The sequence below is a fragment of the Ensifer sp. genome, from assembly GCF_035999185.1.
In the GTDB taxonomy this organism is placed as follows: domain Bacteria; phylum Pseudomonadota; class Alphaproteobacteria; order Rhizobiales; family Rhizobiaceae; genus Ensifer.
Map to the genome: position 1 here is coordinate 1 of NZ_DASYHB010000211.1, position 10,856 is coordinate 10,856.

Consider the following 10,856-nt stretch of genomic DNA (forward strand, 5'->3'; position numbering starts at 1 on the left):
CTTGTTTCTATGCCGAGGATGCGCAGGGGCGGAGACATCAGGAACTACTCAAAGATTGCGGTCGCACCGAAAGGTGGGTACACGGAACTCCGGTAACAATGGATAGCCTTTGATGCAAACAAAACCTTTCCGGATCGGCACCCGCGGCAGCCCGCTGGCGCTTGCCCAGGCCCATGAAACGCGCGATCGCCTCGCAGCGGTCCATGGTCTTGCGCCGGAAATGTTCGAGGTCGTCGTCCTCTCGACCAAAGGTGACCGCATCACCGATCGCTCGCTCGCCGAGATCGGCGGCAAGGGCCTGTTCACCGAAGAAATCGAACAGCAGCTGCTGTCGGGCGAGCTCGATTTCGCCGTGCATTCGTCCAAGGACATGCCGACGAAACTGCCCGACGGCCTCTGTCTTTCCGCCTTCCTGCCGCGCGAGGACGTTCGCGACGCCTTTATCGGCCGCACGGCGCCAAAACTGACGGAACTGCCGGATGGCGTCACCGTCGGTTCCTCGTCGCTGCGTCGCCAGGCGTTGATCCGTCGCCTCCGGCCCGACATCAACGTCATCACCTATCGCGGCCAGGTGGAAACGCGGCTTCGCAAACTCGCGGAGGGCCAGGTGGATGCGACTCTGCTTGCCTATGCCGGCTTGAAGCGGCTCGGCATGACCGATGTTCCGACCGAACTGCTCGACCCTGAAGAGTTTCCGCCGGCCCCGGCACAAGGGGCGATCTGCATCGAAAGCCGGATCGGCGACCGCCGCATCAACGACCTGCTTGCGGCCATCGACGACCCGCGCACCCACGAGGCGGTTGCCTGCGAACGCGGCTTCCTTGCGACGCTCGACGGCTCCTGCCGCACGCCGATCGCTGGCCTGGCGACGTCTGATGGCACGCATCTGCGCTTTTCCGGCATGATTCTCACGCCGGATGGCCGCACGCATCACCGCGTCGCCATCGAGGGCAAGGCGGCAGACGCGCAGGCGCTGGGCCAGCAGGCAGGCGAAGAGATCCGCGCCAAGGCCGGCCCCGGCTTCTTTGCAAGCTGGTCTTAAGCCGATGCGCGTGCTCGTCACCCGGCCGCAACCTGCCGCCGAGACGACGGCACACCGGCTGGAGACCGCCGGCCACGAAGCGGTGCTGATGCCGCTGATGCGGGCGACGCACCTCGTTGCAGCTGCCAGATCCGCTCTCGATGTGCCGCATGTGGCGATCGTCCTGACCAGCGCCGAAGCCGTTCGCGTACTCGTCGCAATGGGGGAAGACCTTGCGAAACATCTGTCCACCCCCTGCTTTTGCGTCGGCGAAGCGACCGCACGTGCGGCGAGCGACCTCGGCTTTGCTGACATCCGTGTCGGGGACGGAAACGGCCAGGCGCTGGCCGAGCTCATTGTCTCGACCCTCGATATTCTGCCTGAGCAACCCCTCCTCTATTTGACCGGCACACCCCGCTCAAGCGGGCTCGAAAGCACGCTCATTCAGCACGGCATCGCCCATGAAGCCGTGGAGTGCTATCGCATGACACCGATTGCGCAGCCGCCTGGCGCCATTGAGGACGCCATCCGGAACGGCCCGCTCGACGCCGCGCTGCTCTATTCGCGGGAGACGACCTGCCGGCTCGCAACTCTCCTCATCGGAGCGGGCGTTTCCGCCCCCGCCTTTGCGTCGCGTTACCTTTGCCTCAGCGCCACGATCGCCGAAGCATTGCCGGTCGGCGCGGTTTCGCAGATTGCCGCAAGGCCCGATGAAGAAAGCCTTTTCAGGCTTCTCTAATGCCGAATTCATCCGAAATTGGAACGAAGGGGCTTTCCCTCCCCGTTCGGGCTGACTAGGTTTGAGAGAAGAGCCGACAGGCACCAACGGTAAGAGGTCACCATGGTATCGGAAAACCCGCCGCGCCGCTCGAAGTCCGAGAAGGAACCGCTGACGATCGACCTCGAAGCGGAAAAGACGGTTGCGCAACCGACAGAAACCGAAGCGCCCCGCGAGACTATGGCGGACCTTGCCGCCGAGAATTCCGCAAGCGATGCCAGGCCTGAAGACGCCGCCACAGACAGCGGTGACGACAGCACCGCAAGGTCCCGTCTGGACGAGGAAATCGAGGAGCAACGCGCGGATGCGGCCGCCGATGCCGCTGCGGCGGCTTTCGCCGAAGAGCCGCCACACGTCGCGACGCGTGATCCGGAACCGGCACCGCAACAAAAACCCGTATCCAACTCCAGCGCACTCGCCGCTGGCATCGTCGGCGGCCTCGTGACGCTGCTCGGCTTTGGCGGTCTGCAATATGCCGGCTTCATCCCCGTTCTGGGGCCGGATCGCGCCAAGCCCGGCGTTGAGCAATCCGAACTGCAGGCCCTGCGCGACCAGATCGCAGCACTGCCGACGCCGGCAGCCGTTGTCGACAACACCGAGCTCGAAGGCCGTATTGCCGCATTGGAGCAATCCTTTTCTCAGGGCGGATCGAGCGCCGGTGCCAGCGCGGAGGCCGAAGCGCTGAAGGCGCAGGTGGAAAATCTCACCAAGGAAATCGCCGGCCTCAAATCCACGCTCGCCGACGCGCAAACGGCGGCAACCGCCGACAAGGACGCACTCACGAGCCGCATCGAATCGGCCGAGCAGAAGCTCAACGAGCCGGTCAACGATATCCAGATGGCCAAGGCCGTCGCCGTCACGGCGCTCAAGTCCGCGATCGACCGCGGTGGCCCGTTCCTGGCCGAACTCGACGCTTTGCGCAGCATCGCGCCGGACGAACAGGCGGTGGCCGCGCTGGCGCAGGACGCCCAGGTCGGCGTGCCGACGCGCACCGATCTGCGCCGCGAATTTTCTGCGACCGCCGATGCCATGCTCGACGCCCTCAACCAGCCCGACCCGAACGAAGGCATTTTCGATCGGCTCGTGTCGAGCGCCATGTCCGGCATTCGCGTGCGGCCAGTCGGCAGCGTCGAAGGCGAGACGCCGGAAGCGATCATCGCCCGCATCGAGGACAAGCTGAACAACGGCGACCTGAAGGGCGCGGCGCTCGAATGGGAGGGCCTTCCGGCCGCCGCCAAGCCTTCCGGCGAGGCGTTCAAGGCCAAGCTCGACCAGCGCCTGCGCGTCGAAGGCGTGATCGATGCCGCCGTTGCCGCGACAATGGCGAAACCAGGCACAGCAGGCTGAGGAAGACACATGATCCGCATACTGCTCTTCATCCTCATCGTTCTCGGCCTCGGCCTCGGCTTCGCATGGCTCGCCGATCGTCCGGGCGAACTCTCGCTCGTCTGGCAGGGCCAGCTCGTCGAAATGAGCCTGATGCGCGCCGCATCGCTGCTGATCTCGCTGATCGCCGCCGTGCTGATCGCCGTCTGGCTGGTACGCACCGTCTGGCTGTCGCCGCACACGGTTACCCGCTATTTCCGCGCCCGCAAGCGCGACCGCGGCTACCAGGCGCTGTCGACGGGCCTGATTGCCGCCGGCGCCGGCGACGCCAACCTGGCGCGCAAGATGACCGCGCGCACCCGTGGCCTGATCAGCGCCGACCAGGAGCCGCTGATCCACCTGCTCGAAGCGCAAACGGCGTTGATCGAAGGCAAGTACGACGACGCCCGTCGCAAGTTCGAGCTGATGGCCGATGATCCCGAGACGCGCGAACTCGGTCTTCGCGGCCTCTATCTCGAAGCCAAGCGCCTCGGTGCGCACGAAGCGGCACGGCAATATGCCGAGCGCGCCGCGGAAAAGGCGCCGCACCTGCCTTGGGCGGCACTCGCGACCCTCGACAGCCAGAGCCAGGCCGGACAATGGGACGATGCCCTGCGCCTGCTCGACCAGAGCCGCACGGCCCATGTGGTCGACCGCAAGGAGGCCGACCGCAAGAAGGCCGTGCTTCTGACCGCCCGGGCGATGACGAAGCTAGAGGGCGACGTGAAGGCGGCGCGCGACGATGCGCTGTCCGCGCTGAAGCTCGACGACCATCTGGTTCCCGCAGCACTCGTCGCCGCCAAGGCGCTGTTTCGCGAAGACAATCTGCGCAAGGGAACGTCGATCCTCGAAAAGAGCTGGAAGCATGACCCGCATCCGGACGTGGCGCGCCTTTATGTGCGAGCCCGCGGCGGCGACACCGCCGTCGATCGGCTGAAGCGGGCGCGCAAGCTCGAGGCCCTGCGGCCAAACAATGCGGTCGCGATGGCCGCGGTCGCCGAGGCGGCGCTGGAGGCACGTGAACTGCTGCTCGCCCGCACCAAGGCGGAGGCTGCGGCAAGGCTCGACCCGACCGAAAGCGTCTTCCTGTTGCTCGCCGATATCGAAGAGGCCGACACCGGCGACGAGGGCCGCATTCGCCACTGGATGGCGCAGGCGCTGAAGAGCCCACGCGACCCCGCCTGGACCGCCGACGGCGTGACGTCACCAACCTGGCTGCCGGTTTCCCCGGTCAGCGGACGGCTCGATGCCTTTGAGTGGAAGGCATCGCCGCATACCCTTTCGGCAACCGTCGATCACGACCAGTCCACCGCCGACGAGGCAATCCGCAGCCTGCCGCCGGTCTCGGTCGAGCCGCATGCACATGAGACGGCTCCGACTGTCAGACGCGAGGAAGCGCCTGTCATCCTCGAGACGGTGCGCGAGGAACCGGCTCAACCGGCACCGGCGATCAAGGTTGTCGAGCGCAAGCCTGAGCCGGTTGCCGATAAGGCCCCCGTCAAGGCTGGGACCAGGGAAGAAAATGCCAACGGCGAACGCATACCCGATCCATTCTTCGGGCGCCCGCCTGATGATCCCGGTGTCCGCGATCCGGCGAGCGGCGAGCAAGTGCCGGAAAAATCCGGCTTCCGATTGTTCTGAGTTTCCAGGGGCTGTGGCAAGATCAATGTTTGAACGCTTACGAACGTTCCTCGACGGCCTGACCGGTCCGGCGACGCGGATTCAGCATGGTGATCCCAGAGTGGCGGTGATCGCGCTCTGTTTCCAGGTGATGGAGGCCGACGGCCGGATCCTTTCGTCCGAGCGGCGCAAGATGCGCAAGGTCATCAAGGAGCACTACAAGCTCGACGACGCGTCGCTCTCCAAGCTGATCGAAGCGGGCGAGACCGCCGAAAGCGAGGCGATCGACTTCTACCAGTTCACCGCCGAGATCAAGCGGCACCTTTCCGAGGAGCAGCGCGTCGAACTCGTCGGTATGCTCTGGGATATCGTCTATGCCGACGGCGAGCGCAGCGAGATGGAAGATCACGTGATCTGGCGGATTGCCGACCTGCTCGCCGTCTCCGGCCGCGACCGGGTGCTTATGCGGCAGGAGGCTGCAGCAAGAAGCAACGCCACCGTGGAAGCAGAGCCGCAACAGGAAATCTGAAATGCCGATGCCGGACGAGAGCGCCAGAAACCCGGTTCTGATCATTCTGCATCAGGAGCGGTCGAGTGCCGGCCGCGTCGGGCAAATCTTGCAGCAGAAGGGGTTTGCGCTCGACATCCGCCGCCCGGCGCTCGGCGACGACCTGCCTGCGACGCTGGAACACCACAGCGGCACGATCGTCTTTGGCGGCCCGATGAGCGCCAATGACGAGGAAGAATTCGTCCGGCGCGAGATCGACTGGCTGTCGGTGCCACTCAAGGAGAACAAGCCCTATCTCGGCATCTGCCTCGGCGCGCAGATGCTGGCGCGCAATCTTGGTGGCAGCGTCGCCCCGCATCACGAGGGCATGACCGAGATCGGCTGGTATCCGCTGGTGGCGACCGAGGCCGGCAAGGCGCTCTTGGACTGGCCGGACATGGTCTATCATTTCCACCGCGAAGGCTTCGACTTGCCCGCGGGTGCCGAGCTGCTCGCAACCGGCGACACCTATCCGAACCAAGCCTTCCGTTATGGCGACAATGCCTGGGGCATCCAGTTCCACGGCGAACTGACGCGCGCGATGATGCATCGATGGGTGGTGCATGGCGCGCATCGCTTCGAACTGCCGGGCGCGCAGATCGGCAAGGCCCATCTCGACGGGCGCATGCAGCACGACGGACCGCTGCGCACCTGGATGGAGAATTTTCTCGAGCTTATCTTCCTGCGCGACGAGCAGCCGCGCTCAACGCCAGGGACCATGTAGACCACCCCCCGAATTGCCGTTGAGGCAAGCGTTGGACGCAATCCGGTTATAGCTGCTTGCGGTGTTCGGGCACGTCGAGCGTATCGATCTTGCGCAATTGCGGGAAACCGAGCGCCCAGAGCCCCGACACAAGCAGGGTGCCCATGCCACCGAAAACGACGGCAAAGACCGCACCGAACCCGGACGCCATCATGCCCGCACGGAATTCGCCGAGCTCGTTCGAGGCACCGACGAAGACCATGTTGACGGCGTTGACCCGACCGCGCAGCTCGTCCGGCGTCCAGAGCGTGATCAGCGTCTCGCGCACGTAGACCGAGATCATGTCGGCCGCCCCCATGACGACGAGGGCGGTAATCGAGATCCAGGGCGTGGCGGAGAGCCCGAAGATGATGGTCCCGAGACCGAAGAGTGCGACGCCGACGAACATGTAGAAGCCGGCGCGGTGGCGGATCGGGTGTGTCGCAAGCCACACGGCCATACCGACGGCGCCGATCCCGGGTGCTGCGCGCAGCAGGCCGAGGCCCCAGGGTCCGAGCGCGAGAATGTCGCGGGCAAAGACCGGCATCAGCGCGACGGCACCGCCCAGCAGGACGGCAAAGAGATCGAGTGAAATCGCGCCAAGCACCACCTTCTCCGCCTTGATGTAACGGAAGCCGGCGGTGATCGTCTTCCAGCTCTGGGCCGAGGGCGCAGTGCGGCTGGCCGGTTTCGGAATGGCAAAGACCATGAGCGCTGCGGCCAGGAAGAAGCAAACGCCGACCGCATAGGGCACGACGGCGCCGAGCGCATAGATCAGGCCACCGGCCACCGGGCCGACAATCATCGCCGTCTGCCAGGAGGTCGAGTTCCAGGCGATCGCATTGGGCAGGTCTTCGGGCGGCACCAGATTGGGCGCCAGTGATTGCGACGCCGGCGCGAGAAAGGCGCGCTCGATGCCGAAGACGACAAGGATCGCGTAAACAGGCCAGGGCGAGAACAGCCCGGTAAGCGTCAGCGCCAGCAGGGCCGTCGCGCAAAGCGTGCTGACGACCATGCAGATGCCCATGATCATGCGCCGGTTGTAGCGATCGGCCGCGGCCCCGGTAACGAGGATCAAGACCAGCGACGGCAGGAACTGGAAGAGGCCGATCAGGCCGAGATTGAAGGGGTCGCGCGTGAGATCGTAGATCTGCCAACCGACGGCGACCGAAATGATCTGGATGGCGAAGTAGGCGAGGAACCGCGAAAAGAAGTAACGGCGATAACCGACATGCCGAAAGGCGGCAAAACGATGCGAGGCATGAACGGCGGACATCAGGGAGGCGCTCCTAAGACACGTCACGCAAAACTGCGCAACGGTTTGGCGATAACGGCAGGCGACAAATCAAAAACTTAAAGCACGTGGAACGAAACGGAAGATCGCGACACGCTTTCGTCAGAACCGACTATCGTGCGGCCTCATGTTAAACATGATCGCGCCCGATAAACCGGCGTACTTGCTCGTTTAGGTCTCAATGTCTACATGTCTGTCAATAACGATTTGGAGACCGGCATGCTTGCTGTCATCGGCACTTTGAACTTCATCATCAACATCGCGTGGTTTCTGGTCATCGCGTCGGCTATCTTTTCCTGGCTGTATGCGTTCAACGTCATCAACGTGAACAACCAGGCGATCAACATGATCGGCCGCTCGCTCTACCAGTTGACCGAGCCGCTCTACCGTCCGATCCGCCGCGTGCTGCCCGACATGGGCGGCGTGGATCTGTCGCCGCTGGTCGTGCTCGTGATCCTCTACTTCATCCAGCTCTTCCTCAACACCACGATCGCGCCGGCCCTGCTTGGCTGACGACGCCAGGCCGGCCCTCACCGCGCATGGCGACCATGTGCGCCTGACGGTGCGGCTGACGCCCAACGGCGGCCGAGATGCCGTCGATGGCCTGGAGACGGCTGCCGACGGGCAAGAGTATCTGAAGATGCGCGTCCGCGCCGTACCCGAGAAAGGCAAGGCCAACCAGGCTCTGCTTGCCTCTCTCGCCAAGGCGCTTCGCCAAGAACAGGTTCTCCCTGATCTCAGGCGAAACGCAGCGCAAAAAAATCCTCCGGATCGAGGGCGACCCGGAGGATTTGATAGAACGACTAGCTGGGCTGGTCGGCCGTTAAGCTTGCATTGCCAAGCTTACTTGGCGCCCTTGGCGCGCTCGACAGCTTCCGCGATCAGCTGCTTGGCGACGGAAGCATCCTTCCAGCCGAAGATCTTGACCCACTTGCCGGGCTCCAGATCCTTGTAGTGCTCGAAGAAGTGCTCGATCTGCTTCAGCGTGATTTCCGGCAGGTCGGTGTATTCGTGCACCTTGTCGTAGCGCTGCGTCAGGTGACCCGACGGAACGGCGATGATCTTTTCGTCCTTGCCGGAGTTGTCTTCCATCATCATCACGCCGATCGGGCGAACGTTGATGACGCAGCCGGGAACCAGCGGACGGGTGTTGCAGATGAGAACGTCGATCGGGTCGCCATCGTCAGACAGCGTGTGCGGCACGAAGCCGTAGTTCCCCGGGTAGTGCATCGGCGTGTAGAGGAACCGGTCGACGACCAGCGTGCCGGCTTCCTTGTCCATCTCGTACTTGATCGGATGGCCGCCGACGGGAACTTCAACGATCACGTTGACATCTTCTGGTGGATTCTTTCCGATGGAAATCGCGTCGATGCGCATGGATCTACTCCAGGGTCGGTTTGAGAAATTTGCCTGTCGGATAAAGGGAAACATGCCGCGATGCAACATAACTTTCGTCCGTAGCGCAGATTCAACCGGTCGTTTCGTGGCTGCCGGACGACCTCTATAGGTCTCCAAATGTCGTTCAAGGGAGTTCAGGATGAACGGAAGGGTTGCATTGCTGTCATTGGCTCTCATGACGGCGGGACCGGCCGTCGCCAATGAAAGCGTCTATGTCGACATCGGCCGCGACAAGTGCAAGACGATCGCGGAAGAGGTGGGCATGTACGCGCTGCTCACCTGCCCCGGACATGCGGGTTACCCGGTTCGGCTCAAGGAAGTCGACATCCGCCAGAGCGTCTCGTTCGGCCACCTGAACCAGCGCTACGCCGACGACGCGTTCGAGAGCTTCATCCCGTTCAACCATGCTGGCGCAACGGTGGAGTGGCGGATTGCCAAGGGCGGAACGCCCGTCGCGACGATCCTGCGTTGGTTCATCGAGAACCCGGACGCGTCGGGCGCATCGGTTCCGGCACTTCAGGGCCAGGTCCTGGTCATCTCAAGGGTCGCGCAGAAGGCCGACGGCAAGGGTTGTGTCGCCGGCTATGTCGATGCGCTTGCCAACCCAGATCCGAACGCACTTGCCCGCAAGATCGCCGACGAGGTGGCGCCGACCTTCCGCTGCGGCGTCGACAAGCCCACCTATCACGGCGTGCGTGGCGACAAGGCGGCGGAGCCCAACAACGAGCTTCCCGAATAAGTTTCTGATTTCAGTATTTTGCCGGAAGCGCGCCCGCGTTCAGTTCCAGACGAAGCCGACCTTTTTCAGGTGCTTGTCACCAAAATCTTCCATGCCTTCGGCGATATCCGTGCCCCCCGCGCCCTGGAAGAACTGGTAGGCATGCTCGCTGTCTTCGAGGCACCAGACGACAAGGCCGCGGCAGCCGAGCGAGCGCAGCAGGCTTTTCGCCTCGCCGAAAAGGACGCGCCCGAGACCGATGCCCTGATATTCGGGTCTCAGATAGATCTCGTAGATCTCGCCTTCCTGCGGCAACGCCTTGGCGCGGCTGAGGCCGAGCGTTGCATAGCCGGCAATGGTACCGGCGACGTCGACGACGAGCAGCGTCGCCGGACCGCGGGTCGCCTTGCGCCACCAAGTCTCGTCACGGCGGTTGACCATCTGGACGAGCGGACGATGGGGAATGAGACCGCCATAGGCCTGCAGCCACGAAACGCGGTGAACATCGGCAATGGCCGACGCTTCCTGCGGCTCTCCGGGCCGAATCTCTATCGAAACAGTCTTCATGACTCGCGACTCTAAACACACACAAGGCGAACAGGAATCCCGCCCGGTTGCCGCCCAGCGTTAACCCACAGGCAACTTTAACGGCACCCAATGGAAGGTTAACGCCTTTTTAACTTTATCCGCAAGTCGCCCATCGGTGGCACACACAGCAAAAAACCCCGGATCGCTCCGGGGTTTTTCAGAAAGCTATTTGGATCGCGGAGAGCTATCAGGCGGCGCCGGCGGTGCGGGCCTTTTCGAAGCGCTTGCGGTCGTTCGGGTCGAGGTGCAGCTTGCGCAGGCGGATCGACTTCGGCGTGACTTCGACGAGTTCGTCGTCCTGGATCCAGGAGAGCGCGCGCTCGAGCGTCATGCGGATCGGCGGCGTCAGGCGAACAGCTTCGTCCTTGCCGGCGGCGCGCATGTTGGTGAGCTTCTTGCCCTTGAGAACGTTCACTTCCAGATCGTTGTCGCGGGTGTGGATGCCGATGATCATGCCGGCATAGACCTTCTCGCCGGCGTCGATGATCATCGGGCCGCGGTCTTCCAGGTTGAACATCGCGTAAGCCACCGATTCACCGGAATCGTTCGACAGGAGAACGCCGTTGACGCGGCCGCCGATCTCGCCCTTGTAAGGCTGGTAGGCATGGAACAGGCGGTTCATGATCGCCGTGCCGCGCGTGTCGGTCAGAAGTTCCGACTGGTAGCCGATGAGGCCGCGGGTCGGAGCGAAGAACACCAGGCGGACGCGGTTGCCACCCGACGGGCGAAGTTCGACCATCTCGGCCTTACGCTCGGACATCTTCTGAACGACGACGCCGGAATGC

11 protein-coding genes and 2 pseudogenes are annotated in these 10,856 nt (G+C 63.6%); 9 read left to right on the forward strand and 4 right to left on the reverse strand.

Going from position 1 to position 10,856, the window contains the following annotated elements:
• Window positions 1-112: 112 nt before the first annotated feature.
• The 6 genes from hemC (at window position 113) to VGO04_RS30850 (ending at window position 6,055) form a co-directional block, all read left to right on the forward strand.
• The gene (gene hemC / locus VGO04_RS30825; protein WP_327499793.1) at window positions 113-1,042 is read left to right on the forward strand and encodes a hydroxymethylbilane synthase; all 930 of its coding nucleotides are present in this window, start codon (window positions 113-115) and stop codon (window positions 1,040-1,042) included.
• Between the two features lie 4 nt (window positions 1,043-1,046).
• Window positions 1,047-1,760: a uroporphyrinogen-III synthase gene (locus VGO04_RS30830; protein WP_327499794.1), complete on the forward strand. Its 714-nt coding sequence runs from the start codon at window positions 1,047-1,049 to the stop codon at window positions 1,758-1,760.
• 102 nt (window positions 1,761-1,862) lie between these two features.
• The gene (locus tag VGO04_RS30835) at window positions 1,863-3,146 is read left to right on the forward strand and encodes a hypothetical protein (RefSeq protein ID WP_327499795.1); all 1,284 of its coding nucleotides are present in this window, start codon (window positions 1,863-1,865) and stop codon (window positions 3,144-3,146) included.
• 9 nt (window positions 3,147-3,155) lie between these two features.
• A complete protein-coding gene (locus VGO04_RS30840) occupies window positions 3,156-4,805 on the forward strand; it encodes a heme biosynthesis protein HemY (RefSeq protein WP_327499796.1) in 1,650 nt (549 codons plus the stop codon).
• A gap of 25 nt (window positions 4,806-4,830) precedes the next feature.
• Window positions 4,831-5,313, forward strand: coding sequence for a TerB family tellurite resistance protein (locus VGO04_RS30845; protein ID WP_327499797.1), 483 nt, complete (start codon window positions 4,831-4,833; stop codon window positions 5,311-5,313).
• A 1-nt stretch (window position 5,314) separates the two neighbouring features.
• Entirely contained in the window at window positions 5,315-6,055 is a 741-nt protein-coding gene (locus VGO04_RS30850) for a glutamine amidotransferase (protein ID WP_414650636.1), read from the forward strand.
• Between the two features lie 46 nt (window positions 6,056-6,101).
• Here the strand turns inward: VGO04_RS30850 and VGO04_RS30855 are convergent, their stop codons facing one another.
• Window positions 6,102-7,349: an MFS transporter gene (locus VGO04_RS30855; protein ID WP_327499798.1), complete on the reverse strand. Its 1,248-nt coding sequence runs from the start codon at window positions 7,347-7,349 to the stop codon at window positions 6,102-6,104.
• A gap of 237 nt (window positions 7,350-7,586) precedes the next feature.
• Here VGO04_RS30855 and VGO04_RS30860 point away from each other — a divergent pair, with 237 nt between their 5' ends.
• Window positions 7,587-7,880 carry a YggT family protein gene (locus tag VGO04_RS30860; protein WP_139108271.1) on the forward strand — a complete coding sequence of 98 codons (294 nt, stop codon included), beginning with the start codon at window positions 7,587-7,589 and terminating at the stop codon, window positions 7,878-7,880.
• Window positions 7,873-8,194, forward strand: a pseudogene (locus VGO04_RS30865) (DUF167 domain-containing protein). The gene VGO04_RS30860 and the pseudogene VGO04_RS30865 overlap by 8 nt, the downstream one beginning before the upstream one ends.
• Before the next feature lie 16 nt (window positions 8,195-8,210).
• On the opposite strand, the gene ppa reads toward VGO04_RS30865, so the two are convergent.
• The gene (gene ppa, locus VGO04_RS30870) at window positions 8,211-8,744 is read right to left on the reverse strand and encodes an inorganic diphosphatase (protein ID WP_327499799.1); all 534 of its coding nucleotides are present in this window, start codon (window positions 8,742-8,744) and stop codon (window positions 8,211-8,213) included.
• A gap of 160 nt (window positions 8,745-8,904) precedes the next feature.
• Here ppa and VGO04_RS30875 point away from each other — a divergent pair, with 160 nt between their 5' ends.
• A complete protein-coding gene (locus VGO04_RS30875) occupies window positions 8,905-9,504 on the forward strand; it encodes a hypothetical protein (protein WP_327499800.1) in 600 nt (199 codons plus the stop codon).
• A gap of 39 nt (window positions 9,505-9,543) precedes the next feature.
• Here VGO04_RS30875 and VGO04_RS30880 read toward each other — a convergent pair whose 3' ends face one another.
• A complete protein-coding gene (locus tag VGO04_RS30880) occupies window positions 9,544-10,050 on the reverse strand; it encodes a GNAT family N-acetyltransferase (RefSeq protein WP_327499801.1) in 507 nt (168 codons plus the stop codon).
• Between the two features lie 208 nt (window positions 10,051-10,258).
• Window positions 10,259-10,856, reverse strand: a pseudogene (locus VGO04_RS30885) (translational GTPase TypA); the annotation flags it as partial.

Coding starts and splice junctions, on each gene's coding strand:
- VGO04_RS30860 (WP_139108271.1), top strand. CDS start 7,587: ATGCTTGCTGTCATCGGCACTTTGAACTTCATCATCAACATCGCGTGG.
- VGO04_RS30835 (WP_327499795.1), top strand. CDS start 1,863: ATGGTATCGGAAAACCCGCCGCGCCGCTCGAAGTCCGAGAAGGAACCG.
- VGO04_RS30875 (WP_327499800.1), top strand. CDS start 8,905: ATGAACGGAAGGGTTGCATTGCTGTCATTGGCTCTCATGACGGCGGGA.
- VGO04_RS30845 (WP_327499797.1), top strand. CDS start 4,831: ATGTTTGAACGCTTACGAACGTTCCTCGACGGCCTGACCGGTCCGGCG.
- hemC (WP_327499793.1), top strand. CDS start 113: ATGCAAACAAAACCTTTCCGGATCGGCACCCGCGGCAGCCCGCTGGCG.
- ppa (WP_327499799.1), bottom strand. CDS start 8,744: ATGCGCATCGACGCGATTTCCATCGGAAAGAATCCACCAGAAGATGTC.
- VGO04_RS30855 (WP_327499798.1), bottom strand. CDS start 7,349: ATGTCCGCCGTTCATGCCTCGCATCGTTTTGCCGCCTTTCGGCATGTC.
- VGO04_RS30880 (WP_327499801.1), bottom strand. CDS start 10,050: ATGAAGACTGTTTCGATAGAGATTCGGCCCGGAGAGCCGCAGGAAGCG.
- VGO04_RS30840 (WP_327499796.1), top strand. CDS start 3,156: ATGATCCGCATACTGCTCTTCATCCTCATCGTTCTCGGCCTCGGCCTC.
- VGO04_RS30830 (WP_327499794.1), top strand. CDS start 1,047: ATGCGCGTGCTCGTCACCCGGCCGCAACCTGCCGCCGAGACGACGGCA.
- VGO04_RS30850 (WP_414650636.1), top strand. CDS start 5,315: ATGCCGATGCCGGACGAGAGCGCCAGAAACCCGGTTCTGATCATTCTG.